This window comes from Streptomyces sp. NPDC008317 (assembly GCF_042955955.1).
GTDB lineage: Bacteria > Actinomycetota > Actinomycetes > Streptomycetales > Streptomycetaceae > Actinacidiphila.
Genome location: NZ_JBIBFQ010000006.1, coordinates 290333 through 309881 on the forward strand (window position 1 = coordinate 290333; position 19549 = coordinate 309881).

Annotated in this window: 19 protein-coding genes; 9 read left to right on the forward strand and 10 right to left on the reverse strand. The window is 73.7% G+C overall.

Annotated features, from left to right (window positions below; all coding sequences use genetic code 11):
• The first annotated feature begins 3 nt into the window (after positions 1 to 3).
• The 3 genes from ACFY9V_RS21445 (at position 4) to ACFY9V_RS21455 (ending at position 1967) form a co-directional block, all read left to right on the forward strand.
• Positions 4 to 453, forward strand: a complete 450-nt coding sequence (locus ACFY9V_RS21445; protein ID WP_355337663.1) for an OB-fold domain-containing protein — start codon at positions 4 to 6, stop codon at positions 451 to 453.
• Positions 450 to 1226, forward strand: coding sequence for an enoyl-CoA hydratase-related protein (locus ACFY9V_RS21450; RefSeq protein WP_391162419.1), 777 nt, complete (start codon positions 450 to 452; stop codon positions 1224 to 1226). Before ACFY9V_RS21445 ends, ACFY9V_RS21450 begins: the two co-directional genes overlap by 4 nt.
• Before the next feature lie 84 nt (positions 1227 to 1310).
• Complete coding sequence (locus ACFY9V_RS21455) at positions 1311 to 1967, forward strand: hypothetical protein (RefSeq protein ID WP_355337657.1); 657 nt, start codon at positions 1311 to 1313, stop codon at positions 1965 to 1967.
• Positions 1968 to 2004: 37 nt separating this feature from the next.
• On the opposite strand, the gene ACFY9V_RS21460 is transcribed toward ACFY9V_RS21455, so the two are convergent.
• The 3 genes from ACFY9V_RS21460 to ACFY9V_RS21470 form a co-directional block, all read right to left on the reverse strand.
• A complete protein-coding gene (locus ACFY9V_RS21460; protein ID WP_391162420.1) occupies positions 2005 to 4611 on the reverse strand; it encodes a PQQ-binding-like beta-propeller repeat protein in 2607 nt (868 codons plus the stop codon).
• Between the two features lie 485 nt (positions 4612 to 5096).
• Positions 5097 to 6317 carry an acyl-CoA dehydrogenase family protein gene (locus ACFY9V_RS21465; RefSeq protein ID WP_391162421.1) on the reverse strand — a complete coding sequence of 407 codons (1221 nt, stop codon included), beginning with the start codon at positions 6315 to 6317 and terminating at the stop codon, positions 5097 to 5099.
• Entirely contained in the window at positions 6314 to 7462 is a 1149-nt protein-coding gene (locus ACFY9V_RS21470) for an acyl-CoA dehydrogenase family protein (RefSeq protein WP_391162422.1), read from the reverse strand. Before ACFY9V_RS21470 ends, ACFY9V_RS21465 begins: the two co-directional genes overlap by 4 nt.
• Positions 7463 to 7640: 178 nt before the next feature.
• Here ACFY9V_RS21470 and ACFY9V_RS21475 point away from each other — a divergent pair, with 178 nt between their 5' ends.
• Positions 7641 to 8792 carry an acetyl-CoA C-acetyltransferase gene (locus tag ACFY9V_RS21475; protein ID WP_391162423.1) on the forward strand — a complete coding sequence of 384 codons (1152 nt, stop codon included), beginning with the start codon at positions 7641 to 7643 and terminating at the stop codon, positions 8790 to 8792.
• Positions 8793 to 8798: 6 nt separating this feature from the next.
• On the opposite strand, the gene ACFY9V_RS21480 is transcribed toward ACFY9V_RS21475, so the two are convergent.
• The 5 genes from ACFY9V_RS21480 to ACFY9V_RS21500 all read right to left on the reverse strand — a co-directional run bounded on the left by ACFY9V_RS21480 (position 8799) and on the right by ACFY9V_RS21500 (position 13175).
• Positions 8799 to 9590, reverse strand: a complete 792-nt coding sequence (locus tag ACFY9V_RS21480) for a VOC family protein (protein WP_355337642.1) — start codon at positions 9588 to 9590, stop codon at positions 8799 to 8801.
• Between the two features lie 84 nt (positions 9591 to 9674).
• A complete protein-coding gene (locus ACFY9V_RS21485) occupies positions 9675 to 10748 on the reverse strand; it encodes a nitronate monooxygenase (RefSeq protein ID WP_391162424.1) in 1074 nt (357 codons plus the stop codon).
• On the reverse strand, positions 10745 to 11560 hold the full coding sequence (locus ACFY9V_RS21490) for a CoA-transferase (RefSeq protein WP_391162425.1): 816 nt from the start codon (positions 11558 to 11560) through the stop codon (positions 10745 to 10747). Before ACFY9V_RS21490 ends, ACFY9V_RS21485 begins: the two co-directional genes overlap by 4 nt.
• On the reverse strand, positions 11557 to 12429 hold the full coding sequence (locus ACFY9V_RS21495; RefSeq protein WP_391162426.1) for a CoA-transferase: 873 nt from the start codon (positions 12427 to 12429) through the stop codon (positions 11557 to 11559). The genes ACFY9V_RS21490 and ACFY9V_RS21495 overlap by 4 nt, the downstream gene beginning before the upstream one ends.
• Positions 12426 to 13175 carry an enoyl-CoA hydratase family protein gene (locus ACFY9V_RS21500; protein ID WP_391043208.1) on the reverse strand — a complete coding sequence of 250 codons (750 nt, stop codon included), beginning with the start codon at positions 13173 to 13175 and terminating at the stop codon, positions 12426 to 12428. The genes ACFY9V_RS21495 and ACFY9V_RS21500 overlap by 4 nt, the downstream gene beginning before the upstream one ends.
• Positions 13176 to 13286: 111 nt before the next feature.
• On the opposite strand from ACFY9V_RS21500, the gene ACFY9V_RS21505 reads away from it, so the two are divergent.
• Together ACFY9V_RS21505 and ACFY9V_RS21510 are read left to right on the forward strand one after the other, a co-directional pair.
• Entirely contained in the window at positions 13287 to 14069 is a 783-nt protein-coding gene (locus tag ACFY9V_RS21505; protein WP_391162428.1) for an SDR family oxidoreductase, read from the forward strand.
• Between the two features lie 4 nt (positions 14070 to 14073).
• A complete protein-coding gene (locus ACFY9V_RS21510; RefSeq protein WP_355337624.1) occupies positions 14074 to 14721 on the forward strand; it encodes a TetR/AcrR family transcriptional regulator in 648 nt (215 codons plus the stop codon).
• A 254-nt stretch (positions 14722 to 14975) separates the two neighbouring features.
• Here ACFY9V_RS21510 and ACFY9V_RS21515 read toward each other — a convergent pair whose 3' ends face one another.
• A complete protein-coding gene (locus tag ACFY9V_RS21515) occupies positions 14976 to 15461 on the reverse strand; it encodes a nitroreductase family deazaflavin-dependent oxidoreductase (protein WP_355338068.1) in 486 nt (161 codons plus the stop codon).
• A 47-nt stretch (positions 15462 to 15508) separates the two neighbouring features.
• Positions 15509 to 16735 carry an acyl-CoA dehydrogenase family protein gene (locus tag ACFY9V_RS21520; RefSeq protein WP_391162429.1) on the reverse strand — a complete coding sequence of 409 codons (1227 nt, stop codon included), beginning with the start codon at positions 16733 to 16735 and terminating at the stop codon, positions 15509 to 15511.
• A gap of 282 nt (positions 16736 to 17017) precedes the next feature.
• On the opposite strand from ACFY9V_RS21520, the gene ACFY9V_RS21525 reads away from it, so the two are divergent.
• From ACFY9V_RS21525 to ACFY9V_RS21535, 3 genes are all read left to right on the forward strand, one after another.
• Entirely contained in the window at positions 17018 to 17284 is a 267-nt protein-coding gene (locus ACFY9V_RS21525) for a hypothetical protein (protein ID WP_355337618.1), read from the forward strand.
• 53 nt (positions 17285 to 17337) lie between these two features.
• Positions 17338 to 18516 carry an acetyl-CoA acetyltransferase gene (locus ACFY9V_RS21530; protein ID WP_391162430.1) on the forward strand — a complete coding sequence of 393 codons (1179 nt, stop codon included), beginning with the start codon at positions 17338 to 17340 and terminating at the stop codon, positions 18514 to 18516.
• A gap of 74 nt (positions 18517 to 18590) precedes the next feature.
• Complete coding sequence (locus ACFY9V_RS21535; protein WP_391162431.1) at positions 18591 to 19523, forward strand: trypsin-like peptidase domain-containing protein; 933 nt, start codon at positions 18591 to 18593, stop codon at positions 19521 to 19523.
• Positions 19524 to 19549: the final 26 nt, after the last annotated feature.

The window sequence follows — 19549 nt, forward strand, 5'->3', positions numbered from 1 at the left end:
GCGATGCTGCTGCCGGTCATCGACGAGGACGGCGCGCCCTTCTGGGAGTACGCGCGCCAGGGCGAGTTGCGCGTCCAGGCGTGCGCCGACTGCGGACGGCGGCGCTTCCCGCCGCGCCCCTGCTGCCCGTACTGCCGGTCCTTCGGGTCCCGCTGGGAGCGGATGAGCGGACGCGGCCGGATCTGGTCGTACGTCGTCGCCCACCCCCCGCTGCTGCCCGATTACGCCGAGCAGGCCCCGTACAACGTGATCGTGGTGGAACTGGCCGAGGAGGCCACCCCCGAGGGCGGCCGGATCCGGCTGGTCGGCAACCTCGTCGCCCGCGCCGACGCGCGCCTCGACTCCGTGGACCCGGCGCGGCTGCGGATCGGCGCCGCCGTGAAGGTGGCCTTCCCCGACCCGGCCGCCACGGACGGCGTCGTCGTACCGCGCTGGCTGCTGGAGCGGCCATGAGCGTCCGGCGCACGGAGGCCGGTGACGGGGTCGCGCTCGTCACCCTCGACCGGCCCGAGCGGCACAACGCCCTGGACGGCGCGACCGTGGACGGGCTGCGCGAGGTGTGGCGCGACCTGCGCTTCAACGACGCGGTACGGGCGGTGGTCCTCACCGGCGCGGGCGACCGGGCGTTCTGCACCGGCGTCGACCGCGGCCTCGACGTACCGCAGCCGTCGTCCCCGTACTGCGTCGACGACCCCCTGCTCACCGCGGGCCCCAAGGCCAACGACCTGTGGAAGCCGGTCGTCGCCGCCGTCAACGGCATGGCCTGCGGCGGCGCCTTCTACCTCCTGGGCGAGGCCGAATTCCTCATCGCCGCCGAAGACGCCACCTTCTTCGACCCGCACACCGCCTACGGCATGGTCAGCGCCTACGAGTCCGTCCTCATGGCGCAGCGCATGCCCTACGGCGAGGCCATGCGCATGTCCCTCATGGGCACCGCCGAACGGGTGAGCGCGCGACGGGCCTACGAGACCGGTCTCGTCTCCGAGGTCGTGCCCGGCCCCGACCTCCTCGCCACCGCCCTGCGCGCCGCCGCCGTCCTCTCCTCCTACCCGACCGAGGCCGTCCAGGGCACCGTGCGCGCCGTGTGGTCGGCCCGGGAGGCGGCCCGCGCGCACGCCACCGCGCTCGCGCCGCACCTCATCGCCCTCGGCAATCTGCCGCCGGAGCGGCAGGCGGAGCTGTTCACCGGGCGCGCCCGGGGGCCCGCCGCCTTCCGGTTGAGGTGAGCGCGGCTCACGTGGCGGGTGCGACGGTCGCGGCGTAGCGTCGGCCCCGAGGGGGCTGAGCGAGCGAAGCGAGGCGACCACGAGATGTTCCGCACCGTCGTCGGGTCGCTTCTCGCCCTCATCGGAGCGGCGGGCGCCGTCTGGAGCCCCTTCCGTGCCTGGTACGGCGGCCGCCACGGCTCCGGCATCCGGGTCGACGACCTCTTCACCGGGGTCGGCGTGACGCCTGACAAGGCGGCCCTCCTCGGCTCCCTCTTCCTCCCCATGGCCTTCGCCGCCCTCCTCACCCTCCTGGGCGTCCTCCTCCGCTCCCGCCTCACCCTCGCCCTCGCCGCCCTCCTCGTCCTCGGCATCACCATCCTCTGGATGGTCCGCCAGGGCCAAGCCTCCGGCTCCCTCACCGCCGGCGGCAACGGCCTCGACTACGGCGTCGCCACCGCCTTCGCCTCCGGCCTCCTGCTCCTCCTCGCCGCCGCCGTCCTCCCCGGCCGCCACCGGCCGCGCCGCGCCACGCCGGTTTTCGAGGAGCCCCGGTACGACGAGCCGACGTACGGCCGGTACGACGAACCCCGCTACGAGGAGGAGGAGACGGGGCGGGGTGCCCCCGCAGAACTGCGTCGACAAGTGGACGACGCCTACGACACGACCAGGCAGACGCAGTTCGAGGAGGTGCCCCGGCCCGGCACCGACGACCTGCCCAGCGGCGCGCAACCCCCGCCTACCAGCCCGCCCGGCGCCTGAGGGCATCAGCCCGCCCGGCGTTTGAGGGCCCACGGGCTCACGCCCGACGCGAAGTCGCCCCGGTCCCCTTCGTCGCGTCGAGCGCGTACACGCACCGGTCCTTCGAGCACGCGTACACCACCCCCTCCGACGTCACCGGCGACCCGGTGATCTCCCCGCCGGTCTCGAGCCGCCACCGCAACTGCCCCCCGGCCGCGTCGACCGTGTACAGACAGTGGTCCTTGGACCCGAAGTGCACCCGCCCGGCCGCCACGGCGGGCGAGCCGACGATCTCGTTCTGCGCCGCGAAGCGCCACCGCGGCGCGCCACTGACGGCGTCCAGCGTGTAGAGCGCGCTCCCCGCGCCGAGGTGCAGCGCACCATTGGCGACGATGACGGGTTCCAGCGACTGCCGCGGCTCGGTGGCGACGCGCCAGCGCGCGTGCCCGTCGGCGGGATCGAGGGCGTAGACGGTGCCGAGGTGGTCGGCGACGTACACGCCGCCGCCCGAGACGCCGGGCCCCGGCACGTGCGCGGGCGGCGAGAACATGACGGCGGGGGCGTCGAAATGCCAGCGCTCGGCGCCACTGCGGGCGTCGAGCGCGACGACCCGCGTCCCGGCGGTGAGGTGCACGATGCCGTCCGCGACGACCGGCCGGGTGGGCACGGAGCCCGCGACGCCGGGTTCGCCGACCGGGTACGACCACATCTCGGCGCCGGTGAGGGAGTCGACGGCGTGCAGGTGGCCGCCGCCCTGGTAGTAGACGGCGCGGCCGAGGACGGTGGGCCCGGAGTCCGGGGACTCGAATTCGGTCTGGGCGCCCGACCGCTCCCAGCGCAGTCCGCCGCGCGCCGCGTCCCATGCCTGGATGCCGCCGCCGCGGGTGGCGGTCACGACCGTGCCGGAGTCGGCGCGCAGCGCGTACACCCAGCCGTCGATCGCCGTACGCCAGCGCTCGCCGCCGTCGACCGCGTCGAGCGCGAAGAGGCTGGGGCCGTCGGAGGCGTGGATACGGCCGCCGTCGACGGCCATCGTCCAGGCGACGTCGCGGGTCTTGAACTGGCGGCGCCCGCTGGCCACATCGAGCGCGTGCACTTCGAAGGAGGTGACGTAGAGGAGTCCGCCGGAGACGACGGGGGTGCCCCACACATCGTTCGACATGCGGAAACGCCACGGCCGCCACTCGCCGGGAGCGGCGGCCTGGGACTGGAGGCCCGACTGGGCGCCGTGCTGGGCCTGCTGCGACTGCGGCTGTGATTGCTGCTGCTGTTGTGACTGCTGCTGTGACTGCGGAGCCTGCTGCGCTTGCTGGCCCTGCTGCGCCGGGAGGGCGGCGGGGGCCTGGGCCGCGCCGCCGTTCGCCACGGCACCGGCGTTGGCGCCCGCGTTGGCGTTCGCGCGGTGCGCGCCCGCGCGGCGGCGTACCCAGTCCGTACCGGGCGCGGCCCCCGCCTTGTGGTCCGCGGCGTCCGCGACCCGCATCCCGGGACCGATCGGCGCGGAACCGGCGAGCTGTACGGGAACGGCGGAGGCGGGACCGGATGTGGGACCGGAGCCGGGGCCCGCCGCGGGTCCGGCCGCGGGGCCGGATACGGGTACGGGCGCGCGGTGGTTGCCGCGGCCGTCGGGCGCGCCCGCGTGCGCCGGTGCGTTGTTCGGCGGCTGCTGCGGCCGGGGCGGGGAGTTCGGCGGGAGCGGCGGCGCGTTGCCGGGCAGTTGCGGGCCCGCGGCGTGCGCGCCCCGGCTGCCGCCCGCGGCGACGGCGGGCCGTCCGCTGCGGCGCTGCTCTATCAACGCGACCGCGCCGGGCGGCAGCCAGGCCGACGCCGTACCCGTGTCGTCGCCGCCGGTGGAGTACAGGTGCGGTGCGAGCTGCGCCTGGAGGTCGGCGGGGGTGGGCCGCCGGTCCGCCTCCATCCGCATGCAGGACTCGATGAGCGGGCGCAGCTCGGGCGGCAGGCCGTGGAGATTGGGGCCCTCGCGCAGCAGCATGAAGACGGTCTCGACGGGGTTGGCGCCGTGGAAGGGCGCGTGGCCGGTCGCGGCGAACACCAGGGTGGAGCCGAGCGAGAAGATGTCGCTCGCGCCGCGCACGCTGCGGGAGTCGCGGGCCTGCTCGGGCGACATGTAGGCGGGCGTGCCGACGGCCACGTTCGTCATGGTCAGGCGGGTGTTGGAGACGCCGGACGCGATGCCGAAGTCGATGACGCGCGGCCCGTCCTCCACGACGAGTACGTTCGACGGCTTCATGTCGCGGTGCACGAGACCGGCGGCGTGGATCGACTGCAACGCCTCCGCGATTCCGGCGGCCAGCCACCGTACGGCCTGCGCGGGCATCGGGCCCGCCTCGTTGACGATCTCCTCCAGCGACGGGGCCGGGACGTAGGCGGTGGCGAGCCACGGGACGGCGGCGCGGGGGTCGGCGTCGACGACGGCCGCGGTGTAGAAGCCGGAGACCGCGCGGGCGGCCTCCACCTCACGCGTGAAGCGGACCCGGAAGAGCTGGTCCTCGGCCAGTTCGGCGCGCACGGTTTTGATCGCCACGCGGCGGCCGGAAGCCGAGCGGGCGAGATAGACCAGCCCCATGCCGCCGGCGCCGAGCCGCGCCAGCACCTCGAAAGGGCCGATCCGTCTCGGGTCGTGCTGCGTAAGCTGCTCCACCACTGCCCTGCCACCTCCCCGTGCCCGCGTTGCCCGCGCTGTCGCGGCCTTACCCCGTGCTGCGCGCCGTACCGTCGTTCCGTTGTCGCCGTGCTCGTGCCGTGCTGTCGTGATCGAGCGCTTGCGCCCGCCTGTACTGCTTTGCCCGCTCTGCGCGCTCCGTACCCCGTTCGACCGGCCCAAGCGCCAGGGTACGGGCCTGATTCTTCCTGGGATGGGCGCCGGTTGCGAACCCGGGGCCGCCGCGACACGCCCGGAGAGCGAACTCGTTATCATCCGCCATTCGCACCGTCTCCGGCGCGCGGCGCGCCGAACGAGGCGTCCGGGAGGGAGGCATGGGACGCACGTGGCGCACCGGCGGCGTCCAAGTGCCTTACGGGGCGGCCGAGTCGGGGCAGGCGCCCGTGGACGGGGGCCGCGCGGGGCGGTCGCGGCTTGGTGCCAGGACGGTCCCGGGTCGGTCGCGGCTTGGTCCTGGGGCGGCGGGTTCAGCGCGGCGGGCAGGACCGGGACGGGCCGCCCGGCGCGAAGAGGTCGGCCGCCACGGCGGCGCGATGCCGGGTGGAATCGCCCCACGCGGCGGAGAGCGCCCACACCCGGCGCAGCCAGAGCGAGAGGTCGTACTCGTCGGTATAACCGATCGCACCGTGCACCTGGAGGCACCCGCGCGCCGCTTTCCCCGCCGCCTCGTTCGCGAAGACCTTCGCCATGGCCGCGTCCCGCGCCGCACTGGGCAGCCCGTGGTCGTACGCGTACGCCGCCCGCGCCACCACCGGCCGCGCGAATTCCACGGCCAGCAGGACGTCCGCCAGCCGGTGCTTCACCGCCTGCCGCTCGCCGATCGGCGACCCGAACTGCACGCGGCCCTTGGCGTACTCCACCGTCCGCTCCAGCATCGCCGCCGCCGCGCCCACCAGGTCGGCCGCCGCCCCGATCGCCCCGAGCCGCGCCGCCATCCCGGCCGCCTCCCCCCACTCCCGCGCGAGCACCCGCCCGCCTCCGTCCGCCACACGCGCCAGCCCCCGATTCGGGTCGACCCCGGCAACGGGCGTACGCGGCCCGGCCCCCGCCTCCCGCAGCTCACCGTCTTCCGTGACCACCAGCACGTGATCAGCGTGGGCGGCATGCGCGACAACGGGCTGACCTGCCGGTTCGGATACGGATACGGATACGGACGTGCGTACGGATGCGGGTACGGATGCGGACGTGGGTACGGGTCCCGGTGCCGGGTCCTGGGCGGGAAGGGACACGGCAACGGTCACCGCGCCCTCCGCCAGCCCGCGCAGCAGATCCGCCCCTTCCGACAGCCCCCCGAGCAGTTCCGCCGCGACCGCCGCCTCCAGCAAGGGCTCGGGCAGGCAGGCACGGCCCGCCTCCTCGGTGAGCGCGACGAGCGCCTGCGCGCCCAGGGGCGGCTCGTCGAGGCGCCGCCCTCCGAGGTGCTGCCTGCCGGAACCGTGGCCGCCGGGACCGTAGCTGTCGGGACCGTGCCCGCCGGGACCGTAGTCGTCGGCACCGGGACCGGAACCGAGACCGAGGCCGCCGTACTCCTCCGGGACCAGCAGCCCGGTCGCCCCGACCTCGGCGAGCGCCCGCCAGCGGTCCCGCGAGAACCCGGCGCGCACGTCGGCCGGTGTGCAGCGCGCCGCCAGCAGCTCGCGGGCGGTGCGGGCGAAGAGCTGTTCGTCGGGCGTGGTCGCAAGTCTCATCGGCGGGACTCCCGGGGGAGGCCGAGCAGCCGCTCGGCGATCACATTGCGCTGGATCTCGTTGGTGCCCGCGTAGATGGGTCCGGCGAGCGCGAAGAGGTAGCCGTCCAGCCACGGCCCGCACCGCTCCGCCTCCGCGCCGAGCACGCGCAGCGCGATGTCGTGCAGGTCGAGGTCCAGTTCCGACCAGAAGACCTTGTTCAGCGAGGACTCCGGCCCGCTCTCCTTGCCCTCCCGCATCCGCGTCACCGTCCGGTAGGTGTACAGCCGGTACGCCTCCGCCCGCATCCACACGTCCGCCACCGCGTCCCGGTGCGGCGCCGCCTGTTCCGGGCGCAGGCGGCACAGGTCGAGCAACCGGTCGGCCGCCGCCAGGAACCGTCCGGGGCTCCGCAGACTCAGCCCCCGCTCGCTCCCCGTGGTGGACATCGCGATCCGCCACCCCTCCCCCGCCTCCCCCAGGACGTCCCGGTCGGCCACGAACACGTCGTCCAGGAACACCTCAGCGAATCCGGCCTCCCCGTCGAGCTGCCGGATCGGCCGTACCGTCACCCCCGGCGCCGCCAGGTCGACCATGAAGTACGTCAGGCCGTGGTGCCGCCGCGAGTCGGGGTCGCTCCGGAAGAGGCCGAAGAGCCGGTGCGCGTAGGCCGCCCGCGAACTCCACGTCTTCTGCCCGCTCAGCCGCCACCCGCCGCGCGCCTCGTCCCGTACCGCCCGCGCCCGCAGATTCGCCAGGTCGGAACCCGCCTCCGGCTCCGACCAGCCCTGCGCCCACACCTCCTCCCCGCTGGCCATCGGCGGCAGCACCCGCGCCCGCTGCTCCTCCGTACCGAAGGCGAAGACGGTGGGCGCGAACAGGAAGATGCCGTTCTGCCCGACGCGCCCCGGCGCGCCCGCCCGCCAGTACTCCTCCTCGAAGATCAGCCACTCGTCCAGGCCGAGGCCCCTTCCCCCGTACTCCTCCGGCCATCCGACGACCGCCCACCCGGCCTCGTACAGCGTCCGCTCCCACTCCTGGTGCGCGCGGAAACCGTCCGCCGTGTCCATCGACGGCAGCGGCTCACGCGGCACCCGACGGGCGAGCCAGTCCCGTATCTCCCGCCGGAACGCGTCCTGTTGAGCACTGAAGGAAAGGTCCGTCACCGCGCTAGGATAACCGACTATCTGACGGATCGTCAGATCCCGGTACGGCCAGGACGCACCTCATCGCACGCCACCGCGCCCTCACCTCAAGGCACGTCACCTCACATCGCCTCACCTCTCTCATCACCCTCACGTCACCTCTCGTCACCTCCCAGCCCTGCGAGAACGGAGCCCCCCGATGCCCGAGGCCTACATCGTCGAAGCGGTACGCACCCCCGTCGGCCGCAAGAACGGCGCGCTCGCCCCCGTCCACCCCGCCGACCTCGGCGCCCATGTGCTGACCGCCCTGGTCGAACGCGGCGGCTTCGACCCCGGCGCCGTCGAGGACGTCGTCTTCGGCTGCGTGGACGCCATCGGCGGCCAGGCCGGTGACATCGCCCGCACCTGCTGGCTGGCGGCCGGACTGCCCGAGCACGTACCGGGCGTGACCGTCGACCGGCAGTGCGGCTCCTCCCAGCAGGCCGTGCACTTCGCGGCGCAGGCCGTGCTGTCCGGCACCAGCGACCTGGTCGTGGCGGGCGGCGTCCAGAGCATGTCCCGGATACCGATCGGCGCGGCCATGGTGGTGGGCCGCGAGTACGGCTTCACCGATCCGTTCTCCGGGTCCACCGGCTGGCGCGCCCGCTACGGCGACCAGCCCGTCAGCCAGTTCGGCGGGGCCGAACTCATCGCCCGCGACTGGGACATCAGCCGCGAGGACATGGAGCGCTTCGCCCTGGAGAGCCACCGTCGCGCCCTGCACGCGCTCGACAGCGGCTGGTTCGCCCGCGAAACGGCCGCCCTCCCCGAACTCGCCACCGACGAGGGCCCCCGCCGCGACACCTCGGCGGAGCGGATGGCCGCCCTGCCGTCGATCGTGCCCGGCGGCCGGCTCACCGCGGCCCTGTCCTCACAGATCTCCGACGGCGCCGCCGCACTGCTCGTCGCGAGCGAACAGGCGGTGCGCGACCACGGCCTGACCCCCCGCGCGCGGATCCACCATCTGTCCGCCCGCGGCTCCGACCCGATCCGCATGCTGACCGGGCCGATCCCCGCGACCGAACACGCCCTGTCCAGGACGGGCATGTCCATCGGCGACTTCGACGCGGTGGAGATCAACGAGGCGTTCGCGTCCGTGGTGCTGGCCTGGCTGAAGGAGACCGGCGCCGACCCCGACGTGGTCAACCCGTGCGGCGGCGCCATCGCCCTCGGCCACCCGCTGGGCGCGACCGGCGCCCGGCTCATGACCACCCTGCTGCACCACCTGGAGCGCACCGGTGGCCGCTACGGCCTCCAGACCATGTGCGAGGGCGGCGGCCAGGCCAACGTCACCGTCATCGAACGGCTCTGATCCGGCTCACGCGCCGGGTATCGAACCGCTCCTCCGCGTCACGTCGATGATCGCGAACCTCGCGCCCTGGTCGTCGGCGACGACGGCCATCCGTCCGAACGGCGAGTCCTCCGGTCCCATGACGACCCGTCCGCCGAGCCGTCCCACGGTGTCGGCGGCGGCGTCGCAGTCCGCGACCACGAAGTAGACCTGGAAGGCGGGCGGCTCGTCCCCGCCGCCGGACGCGCTGTTCATCCGGCCGGCGAGCTGGCCCTCGGGGTCGCCGGGGCGGGACCACACCTTGTAGTCGAAGTGGACGCCGTCACCGACCTGCACGCCGTCGTAGCCGAACACCGTCTCGTAGAAGGCGTCGACCGCCGCCGCGTCCCGCGTGTGGTTCTCGGTCCAGCAGTAGGCACCGGGCACGTTGACCACGTCGAAGCCGGGGTGGCCGCGGAGCTGGAAGGCGCCGAAGAAGGAGCCGCCCGGGTCGACGGCGCCGACCAGCACACCGGTGTCGCCGATCTCGTCGGGGCCGAAGACGACGTGCCCGCCCGCCTCGGTGATCTTGGCCGCGGTCTTCGCGGCGTCCGCGGTGGCCAGGTGTATGCCCCAGGCCGTGGGCATCGACTCGTCCATCTTGCCCATCAGGGCCGCCGCGTTCTTCCCGTCGAGCTTGGCCAGCGTGTAGTGCCCGAACTGCTCGCCCTGGTCCTCGAACGTCCAGCCGAACAGCTCGCCGTAGAAACGCCGCCCGGCCGCGAGGTCGGGAAGCGAGACGTCGGCCCAACAGGGAGCGCCTTCACCGAATGCGGACATGAGCTGGTTCCTCTCGCGAATGTCTGGAATGCCACCGTAACCAGTGATCTTCCCGCCCGCACGAGAGAGAATTCGAACATATGGTCAATTCTTGAGACGGCCCAGGACTTCCTCGGTTTCGGCCATGATCCGGTCCACCAGCTCCGCGCACGAGGGCAGGTCGGCGATCACTCCCGCCACCTGCCCCGAGGCCATGACGCCCAGGTCAGCGCGCCCTTCGACCATCGCGGCGCGGAGCAGCACCGGGGTGTTCGCGGCCATCAGGACCTGCGGCCAGCTCAGCTCGCGGGCGCCGCGCATCGCCCGTCCCTCCCGGAGCATCGCGCGCAGCGGCGTCCCGGACAGCCGGGAGAAGCGGACGGCGTTGCGCAGCGCGCGCGGGTAGCGGACGAGGGGGCCGCCGCGTTCCAGCGAGCGGACGAAGTCGGTGGCGAGGACGCGGTGCGGCACCCCGTCGACCTCGGTGGTGACGAGGGTGCCGGTGACGTCGGCGGCCAGGTAGCGGTCCTGGACGGCGCGCGGCACGGGCGCGTCGGAGGTCAGCAGGAAGCGGGTGCCCATCGCGATGCCGTCGGCGCCGTAGGCGAGGGCCGCGACGAGGCCGCGCCCGTCGAAGAAGCCGCCCGCGCCGACCACGGCCACCCCGCTGCCCCGCAGCGCGTCCACCACCTGCGGCAGCAGCAGCGTGGTCGGCACCCGGCCGGTGTGCCCGCCGCCCTCGCCGCCCTGCACGATCACCGCGTCCGCGCCCCACTCGGCGACCTTCTCCGCGTGCCGCCGCGCCCCGACCGACGGCACCGCGACCATCCCCTCGTCGTGCGCGGCGCGGATCAGCTCCCTGGTCGGCGCCTGGGCGAAGGACGCCACCCGTACGCCCTCGCGGCCCATCAGCGCGATCCGCCGTGCCGCGTCCGGCGCGTCGGCCCTGAGGTTGACCCCGAAGGGCCGTCCGGGGGCCGCCGCCTTGACCTCGGCGACGGCCGCGGTCAGTTCGTCGTACGACAAGGTGGCGGCGGCCAGTACGCCGAGGGCCCCGGCGTTGGCCGCGGCGGCGACGAGGCGGGGGCGGGCGACGTATCCCATACCGGTCTGCACGATGGGGTGGCGGATGCCGGTGAGGTCGGTGAGGCGGGTGCTCAACGGACCGCCGGCGGTCATGCGGGGACCTCGCGGTCGCGGGCGGAGCGCGGGTCGAGGACGTCGCGCAGGACGCGCAGTTCGGCGTCGGTGGGCTGTCGGGTGGTGGGGACGCGGGCCGGGACGGTGAGGCGGAAGCGGGTCGCCGCTACGACCTGCTCCAGGGTGACGCCGGGGTGCAGCGAGGCGAGCCGCATGTGGTGGCCGGGTCCGCCGAAGTCCAGGACGCACAGATTGGTGACGACCGTGCGCAGACCGTGGAAGCGCGCGGCGCGGCCGACGGCGGCGGCGCGGTCGTAGCCGATGCCGCAGACGACGTCGACGCGCTCGACGAAGGCGCGCGGAGCGTGCCGGGGCACCCAGTAGCTGGTGGTGTGGTTGACGGTGTTGCCGGGGGCGCCGCGCGCGCCGAGGAGCTGCCGGGTGGGGCGGGCCCAGGGGCCGATGCAGGAGATGTTGGCGTTGCCGTACGCGTCGATCTGGCTGGGGCCCATCATGACGTGGCGCCGCCCGCGCGCGGCCAGGTCGAGGACCGCGCGGTAGGGCAGCCAGCCCTCGACGGTGAGCGCGTCGGGTGCCGCCCCGAGGGGGATGTCGCCGGCCAGCAGATAGGCCAGCCCGTCGCTGAGCACCAGGTCGGGGGCGAAGGTGGCGCGGGCGAGGCGGGCGCCGAGGGTGGGCACGACGCCCATGGGGCTGGCCAGGATCTCGCCGTCGCCGCGCCAGGCGTCGGCGCAGGCGGTGACGCAGATCTCGGCCCTGGTGGCGGGGGCGGTCGCCGCGGCGGTCGAGTCGTTCGGGGGCGCGGTCGGGCCGTTCGGGGGCGCGGTCATCGGGTCGCCTCCTCGCGGAAGTTATCCACAGCCTGTTGATAAGACGATTCATCCATATGGCTGAGGAAGCGCTCGGCGAAGGCGGCCCAGGCCGCCGGGTCGGCCGCGGCGGTCGCGTAGGCGCGCTGGAACGGCTCGTCGCGGCCGTATTCGGGCGGGCACTCGGTGAAGTGCGCGCCGCGCGGCGCCTCGATCACGCCGTGGGTGAGGTAGCGGTGCAGGACGAGGGCGTGCACGCACCCCGCCTCCTTGCGCAGGTCCGCGGTGGGCACGACGCGTTCGGCCGACACATAGGCGGCGTCCGCGGCCTGGCAGAACAGGTCGTCGAAGAACTGGTCGGGCCCGGTGAGTGCGGCGCTGCCCGCGGGGTCGGCGAGGTTGGCGTGCACCAGGGCGGCGTCCAGCCGCAGCGGCGGTACGGCGACCACCTCGTCCCCGGTGCCGTAGGGGTCGGGGAGCACCCGCAGCTCGGGCGCGTACCGCAGCACGTCGGCGCCGAGCCCGGCGCGTACCGGCATGAAGGGCAGCCGGAGGGCTGCGGCGCGCAGCCCCGCCAGGAACATGCCCTCGTCCATTTCGAGCGCCTTGACGGTGCCGTTCTCGCGGGCGGCACGGAAATGCGGCTCCAGGGGGACGGAATCGAGGGTGACGAAGCCGTAGACGACCTTGCGGACCTTGCCCGCCGCGCACAGCAGGCCGACGTCGGGGCCGCCGTAGGAGACCAGGGTGAGGTCGGTGAGCGGGGAGCGGAGGATCGCGCGCACCAGGGCCATCGGTTTGCGGCGCGAGCCCCAGCCGCCGATGCCGACGGTCATGCCGTCGGCGAGGTGCGCTATCGCCTCGTCGGCGGTCATGCGCTTGTCCGTCATCCGGCGCCTCCCTCGGTGAAGGCGTCGCGCAGCCGGTCGCCGACGCCCGCCAGGTTGAGTTCGAAGGTGAAGCCCTGTTCGTAGCGGTAGGAGCGCTTGACGTCGACCGGGTCGATGCCGTTGAGCGACTGTTTCGCGGCCCTGACCACCTGCGGGTCCTTGGCGGCGACCGCGGTGGCGATCTCGACGGCTGCGTCGCGCAGACGATCCCTGGGGGTGAGCGCGAGGACCGTGCCGTAGCCGTGCAGCTCGGCGGCCGTGGCGTTCTGCGACGTGTAGACCATGTGCCGCATGCGCTGCTGCGGTACGAGCCTGGCCAGGTGCGTGGCGGCGCCGAGTGCGCCCCTGTCGACCTCGGGCAGGCCGAAGTACGCGTCATGGGAGGCGATGACCAGATCGGCGTTCCCGGCCAGGCCGACGCCGCCGCCGAGGCAGAAGCCGTGCACGGCGGCGATCACGGGGACCGGACAGTCGTAGACGGCGGAGAAGGCGGCGGCGCATCCGGCGTTGGCGCCGAGCAGCGCGTCGAATCCGGCGGTGCTCTGCATCTCCTTGAGGTCGACCCCCGCGCAGAATCCGCGGCCCTCCGCGCGCAGGACCACGGCCCGCACCTCCGGGTCCGCGCCCTGCGCGGTGAGCGCGTCGGCGAGTGCGAACCAGCCCTTCACGTCGATCGCGTTGACCGGCGGCGCGTCGATCACCACTTCCGCGACGCCGGTCCCGGGGCGTGCCACCTGTATCGCCATGCGCCGTCCTCCGCCCGCTCGTTGGCCTTTTACGGATGTACGGATCCGGATCCCGACCGATGTCCGGCACAGATCTGACGGATCGTCAGTTCCTCTGGCACGATAGCCCACGTGACGGACGACCTGGAAGGGCGAGTGGCGGTCGTGACCGGCGGCACGCGCGGCATCGGCCGGGGCATCGCCGAGGCGCTGGCGGCGGCCGGCGCCCGGGTGCTGGTGTGCGGGCGCACACCGCCCGCGGACCTGCCGCCCGGTGTCGCCTTCCGGGCCGCGGACGTCCGCGACCCCGAGGCGGTGCGGGCGCTCTTCGCGCACGTCGCCGAGGCGTACGGGCGACTCGACCTGCTGGTGAACAACGCGGGCGGCTCCCCCGCCGCCGACGCCGCCACCGCCTCGCCGCGCTTCTCGCGGGCGGTCGTCGAGCTGAATCTGCTGGCGCCGCTGTACTGCGCGCAGGCCGCGTACGCCCTGATGGCCCGCCAGCCGGACGGCGGCTCCATCGTCAACATCGGCAGCGTCAGCGGCAGCCGCCCCTCGCCGGGAACCGCCGCATATGGCGCCGCCAAAGCGGGCCTGGCCTCTCTCACTCGCTCGCTGGCCGCCGAGTGGGGCCCCGCGATCCGGGTGAACTGCCTGGTCGTGGGCCTGGTGCTGACGGACCGCTCGGCGGCGCACTACGGGGAGGGCGACCCCGCCGTACAGCGCGCGGTGGCCGCCGCCATACCGCTGGGGAGATTCGCGGAACCGGCCGACATCGCCGGTCCCGTCCTCTTTCTGGCCTCCCCGTCAGCACGCTATGTAACCGGCGCTGAGCTGCATGTTCATGGTGGCGGTGAGCTGCCTCCCCATTTGCAGGCGGCCGAATCGCGCGCTGATCACCCGTCGGTAAACTGACGGCATGACAGGACAAGTTCGCACCGTCGACGGCCGTGTTGCCGGTCGCCGCGGGCAGGCGACGCGGCAGAAGCTGCTCGACTGCCTGGGCGAGATGCTCAGCACGTCGCCGTACCGGGACGTCAAGGTCATCGACGTCGCCCGGATGGCGGGCACCTCCCCCGCAACGTTCTACCAGTACTTCCCCGACGTCGAAGGCGCCGTTCTCGAACTCGCCGACGAGATGGCCAAGGAGGGGGCGGGCCTGACCGAATTGGTCGCGGGCCGCTCCTGGGTCGGCAAATCAGGCGCCCAGGCGGCCGAGGAACTCGTCGACGGTTTCCTCTCCTTCTGGCGGAAGCACGACGCCATTTTGCGCGTCGTCGACCTCGGAGCAGCGGAAGGGGACAAGCGGTTCTACAAGATCCGCATGAAGATCCTCAACGCCGTCACCAATTCCCTGACCGACTCCATCAAGGACCTTCAGAGCAAGGGCAAGGTCGACAAGGAGGTCAGCCCGGCGGCCGTCGCCGGATCGCTGGTCGCCATGCTGGCCGCTGTCGCCGCTCACCAGAAGGGCTTCACGAGCTGGGGCGTCAAGCAGGCCGAGCTGAAGCCGAATCTCGCGCTGCTGGTCCACCTCGGTGTGACCGGAAAGAAGCCCGCCAAGTAGCGGACGCGGCACGCACCGCTTTGCGCGTTGACGTTTCGCCGTCCTGCCAGAAAGTCACGCCCTGACGCGGGCGCCGCACAGTCCTCGGGGGAGGTACGCGGCGCCCGCGTCTTCGTGTGGGTGGCGGCACGGATTGCCGGCTTCGTGTACGCGCTCCCGCGTGCACGCCTCCGTGCGCGCGACTTCTGCCCGCGTCTTCGTGTGGGTGACGCCCCCTATCCGCGTCTTCGTGCGGGTGACCCTTCACCCCCGCCTCACTCGCGCGGCGTCAGCCGGAACACCCGGATCTCGCGCGTCACGCGGGAGGCGTAGACCGCGTAGGGCGGCCAGAAGGCGACCAGCGCCTTCCACGCGGCGGCGCGGTCGTCGCCGGTCAGCAGGCTCGCGGTGACCTGGAGGTCGCGGCCCCGGCCGCTGACCACGGCGTCGGGATGCGCCAGCAGATTGGCCGACCAGGCCGGATGCCCCGGACGGCCGAAGTTGCTGCCCACGAGAACGAGGGTGCCGCCGTCCTCCGGCATGCACGCCAGCGGCGTACGCCGCGGAAGTCCGCTGCGGGCGCCGGTCGCGGTGAGGACGACGCCGGGCAGCAGGCTCGCGCTGACCAGGAACCTTCCGCCGGTCAGCCGGTGGACCGCGCTGTCCATGACCGGCACCACATGCGGCGCGATCTTGGCGAAGGCCCGGGTGGCCGACACCTTCTGCACGGATCTGCCGAGGACGCCGGTCCTGCTGACCACACCACGCCCGCTGACGGCGCCCTTCACGTCGGCGTCGGCCGCGCCGCTCACGCCGCGCTCCTGACCACCGAGGGCGCGAAGAGCCCTGCCCGGTCCGCGGCGTGCGCGCGCAGGGCGTCGACCGGTCCGAAGAGCAGTTCGTCGGCGGTGGCCCGCTTGAAGTACAGATGCGCGTGGTGCTCCCAGGTGAAGCCGAGGCCGCCATGCAATTGGATCGCCGCGCCCGCCACCATGCGCAGCGTTTCCAGCGCCTGGGCGAGGGCTACGGGCGCGGCCAGCTCGAATTCGGCGCTCGCCTCGGTGTCGTCCGCCCCGGAGGAGGCCCCGGCCGCCCAGGCGGCGTAATAGGCGGCGGAGCGCGCCGCCTGAAGCTGTACGTACAGGTCGGCGAGCCGGTGCTTGACCGCCTGGAAGGAGCCGATCGGGCGCCCGAACTGCTCCCTGACCTTCACGTACTCCACCGTCGAGGTGAGCGCGTGATCGGCGGCGCCCACGGCTTCCGCGGCGAGCGCGGCGGCGGCGAGGCGGCCGGCGTCGGCCAGGGCGGCGGCGGGGGCGTCGCCGAGCGCTTCGGCGGGAGTGTCGCGCAGCTCGACGCGGGCCAGGGGCCGGGTCTCGTCGAGCGCGGTCAGGCGGGTGCGTACGAGCCCCGGTGCGGTGGATTCGACGAGGAAGAGCCGGGTACGGGTGGCCGCGTATCCGCCGGTGTGGGCCGCCACGATCAGCAGGTCCGCGCTGTGCGCGCCGAGCGCGCGGTCCGCCTGCCCGTAGAGCAGGTGCCGTCCTGGCGGCCCGTCGGCCGCCGCGCGGGCCTGGACACCGCCCGCCCGGCCGCCACCCGCCCAGTCGCCGTCATTGGGCCCGGTGAGGGCCAGCGCGGTGGCCGGCGGGCCAGCGGTGACCAGCGCGGCGGTCAGGGTGCCGTCGGCGATCCGCGGCAGCAGGCGAGCCCGCTGCTCCTGATTGCCGAGGGCCGCGATCAGGGGCGCGGCCAGGACGGAGGTGCCGAGCAGCGGGGACGGCAGCAGCGCCCGGCCGGTCTCCTCGCAGGCGAGGACCAGTTCGGTGGGGCCGCAGCCGACGCCGCCGACCGCTGCGGGCAGCGCGAGCCCCGGCAGGCCGAGCGTCTGCGCGAGATGGCGCCACAGCGCCTCGTCGTGCCCCGCCGCCGTGGCGACGGCGGCCCGCGCATCGTCGGGACCACAGCGTTTGTGCAGCAGGTCCCGCAATGTGCGCCGGATTTCGGCCTGCTCGTCGGTGAACGCGGCGTCCATCGGCCGCTCCTCCCTGCCGCGACTGCGATCTGACGGGCCGTCATCTTAGGTGCCCCCCGCCACGATGCCCAGGCCCGTGCACCGCCGATACGCGAGCCGGCGCCAAGGCCGCACCTGGTGGCGGCCACCCGGCGAGGACCCGGGCGGATACACCAAGCCGCGGCACCCCACGGCCGCCACCCGTGCGCGGCCCCACAAGAGCACCCGCCTGGGACCGTAAAGCCGACCCACCCCGGACCCCGCGCACCGACGCACACGCCCCGGCGGGGCATCATGTCCCGCATGACCAGCAGCAGCCAGCCGCCGGGGGCGCCGCGGCGCAGCGCCCTCCGCCGCTTCCTCTCCCCCGGCCCCGACTCCTCGACGACCCAGCTCAGGGCATACGCGTGGACGTGGGCGATCTTGCTGGTGGTGTGGATCAGCGCGCAGTTCTGGGCGCATCCGGACGGGCTGCGCAGGGCGCTGTACATCCTGCTGTCGCTGGTCTCGATCACACAGGCGCTGAGCGCGCTCGCACTGCTGAGCAAGCGGTCGGACAGGCGGCGCTGAACCCGTACCGGGGCCGTATCGCCGCCACCCGAATCTGATGTACCGTCAGATTCATGGCTCAACGCCCCCGTGGACAACGTGCTGTGGCGGTCGTCGGTGTCGCCCTGTCGGACTGCGGACGGGTGGACGACGCCACCGCGTACGCGCTGCACGCGCAGGCGGCCAGGCGTGCGCTCGCCGACTCCGGTCTCGACCGGGCCGTGGTGGACGGCCTGGCCTCCGCCGGGCTCGGCACGCTGGCGCCGGTCGAGGTGGCCGAGTATCTGGGGCTGCGGCCGACCTGGGTGGACTCCACGGCCGTGGGCGGCTCGACGTGGGAGGTGATGGCCGCGCACGCGGCGGACGCCATAGCCGCGGGCCACGCCAACGCCGTGCTGCTCGTCTACGGCTCCACCGCCCGCGCCGATCTCAAGGCGGGCCGCCGTACCGCCAATCTGTCCTTCGGCGCGGGCGGCCCGCTCCAGTTCGAGGTCCCGTACGGCCACACGCTGATCTCCAAGTACGCGATGGCCGCGCGGCGCCATATGCACGAGTACGGCACCACCTTGGAGCAGCTCGCCGAAGTCGCCGTCCAGGCGCGGTCGAACGCGGCCCGCAATCCCGAGGCCATGTACCGCGCGCCCATCACCGTGGACGAGGTCCTGTCGGGGCCAATGATCGCGGACCCGTTCACCAAGCTGCACTGCTGCCTGCGCTCCGACGGCGGCGGCGCCGTATTGCTGGCGGCCGAGGAATATGTGCCGGATTGCGCCAAGCCGCCGGTATGGGTGCTGGGCAGCGGCACGTCGGTGTCGCACACGTCGATGGCCCAGTGGCCGGACTTCACCGTCTCCCCCGCCGCGGCCTCGGGACGGCTGGCCTTCGAGCGCGCGGGGGTGACGCCCGCGGAGATCGACCTGGCGGAGATCTACGACGCCTTCACCTATATGACGCTGGTAACGCTGGAGGATCTGGGGTTCTGCGCCAAGGGCGAGGGCGGCGCCTTTGTGGCGGACGGGCGGCTGACAGTGGACGGCGCGCTGCCGGTGAACACCGACGGCGGCGGCCTGTCCGCCTGCCACCCCGGTATGCGCGGTCTTTTCCTGCTGGTCGAGGCCGTACGGCAGTTGCGCGGCGATGCGGGTGAGCGGCAAGTGCGCAAGGCGGGCGGGCGGCTGCCGGAGCTGGCCGTCGCCTCGGGGACGGGCGGCTGGTTCTGCTCCTCCGGCACGATGGTGCTCGGCCGGGGCTGAGACCGGGCGATCCGCACCGGTCAGCGCCGGTGTCCCGGCCGTACGCGGCCGGGTGCGCCCGATACCCTTCCCGCGTGCTGCGACGCCTCCTGCTGCCCGCCGTGTGCACCGCCGCGCTGGTCCTGGTGTCGGTGCTGCTGCCCGGTGCCGGACGCCCGCGTACGGCGCCGCACTGGACGAACAGGGCCGCCGCGCGCTTCTGGACCCCCGAGCGGATGGCCGACTCCATGCCGTCGTCGGTCCGCCAGCTCGGCCCGGCGGCGGAACCGGGCACCGTGCCGGGACCGTTCACCCGCTCCGAGACCGCGACGCACTTCGGGGGCGTCCCGACCGTCGGCATGCTCTTCTCGGTCGACGGCGACATGACCGCGCACTTCTGCACCGCGAGCGTCGTGCACAGCCCCGGCCGCGACCTGATCCTGACCGCCGCGCACTGCCGACCGGGCGCGAACATCGGCTTCGTACCGCAGTTCCGCGCGGGTGCGGCCCGGCAGCCGTACGGGATCTGGGCCGTCTCGCAGGTCTTCACCGACGCGCGCTGGGCACCCGCGGACGACGCCGAGTCCGCCTACGACTTCGCCTTCGCCCGGGTCGCGCCGGACGCGGACGGGCGGCGGATCGAGCAGGTGACGGGCGGCAACCGCCTGATCCGTACGCCCGGCTTCCACAACCGCGTCACCGTCATCGGCTACCCGCGCACCTCCGACGACCCGTCCGACGAGGCGATCACCTGCACGACGACCACCTCGCGGCTCGAAGGGCTGCGCCAATTGCAGCTGGTGTGCGCGGGGTACTTCGCCGGCACCTCCGGCAGCCCGTGGCTGCTCGACTACAACACCCGCACCAAGAGCGGCAGCGTCATCGGCCTGATCGGCGGCGAGGACGAGGGCGGGCTGTCCGACCGGATCTCGTACAGCCCGTTCTTCGACGACGCGATCCAGGCGCTGTACCGGAAGGCGGTACGGGCCCGGTCGCATACGCCGCACATGGTGACGGCCAAGCACTGACGTCCGCCTCACGCGGGCGGCAGGGG

Excerpts from the sequence above, each read along its gene's own strand:
- ACFY9V_RS21525 (WP_355337618.1), top strand. The coding sequence starts at position 17,018 with ATGACCAGCAGCAGCCAGCCGCCGGGGGCGCCGCGGCGCAGCGCCCTC.
- ACFY9V_RS21445 (WP_355337663.1), top strand. The coding sequence starts at position 4 with ATGCTGCTGCCGGTCATCGACGAGGACGGCGCGCCCTTCTGGGAGTAC.
- ACFY9V_RS21510 (WP_355337624.1), top strand. The coding sequence starts at position 14,074 with ATGACAGGACAAGTTCGCACCGTCGACGGCCGTGTTGCCGGTCGCCGC.
- ACFY9V_RS21520 (WP_391162429.1), bottom strand. The coding sequence starts at position 16,735 with ATGGACGCCGCGTTCACCGACGAGCAGGCCGAAATCCGGCGCACATTG.
- ACFY9V_RS21450 (WP_391162419.1), top strand. The coding sequence starts at position 450 with ATGAGCGTCCGGCGCACGGAGGCCGGTGACGGGGTCGCGCTCGTCACC.
- ACFY9V_RS21495 (WP_391162426.1), bottom strand. The coding sequence starts at position 12,429 with ATGACGGACAAGCGCATGACCGCCGACGAGGCGATAGCGCACCTCGCC.
- ACFY9V_RS21475 (WP_391162423.1), top strand. The coding sequence starts at position 7,641 with ATGCCCGAGGCCTACATCGTCGAAGCGGTACGCACCCCCGTCGGCCGC.
- ACFY9V_RS21480 (WP_355337642.1), bottom strand. The coding sequence starts at position 9,590 with ATGTCCGCATTCGGTGAAGGCGCTCCCTGTTGGGCCGACGTCTCGCTT.
- ACFY9V_RS21490 (WP_391162425.1), bottom strand. The coding sequence starts at position 11,560 with ATGACCGCGCCCCCGAACGGCCCGACCGCGCCCCCGAACGACTCGACC.
- ACFY9V_RS21500 (WP_391043208.1), bottom strand. The coding sequence starts at position 13,175 with ATGGCGATACAGGTGGCACGCCCCGGGACCGGCGTCGCGGAAGTGGTG.
- ACFY9V_RS21485 (WP_391162424.1), bottom strand. The coding sequence starts at position 10,748 with ATGACCGCCGGCGGTCCGTTGAGCACCCGCCTCACCGACCTCACCGGC.
- ACFY9V_RS21455 (WP_355337657.1), top strand. The coding sequence starts at position 1,311 with ATGTTCCGCACCGTCGTCGGGTCGCTTCTCGCCCTCATCGGAGCGGCG.
- ACFY9V_RS21530 (WP_391162430.1), top strand. The coding sequence starts at position 17,338 with ATGGCTCAACGCCCCCGTGGACAACGTGCTGTGGCGGTCGTCGGTGTC.
- ACFY9V_RS21465 (WP_391162421.1), bottom strand. The coding sequence starts at position 6,317 with ATGAGACTTGCGACCACGCCCGACGAACAGCTCTTCGCCCGCACCGCC.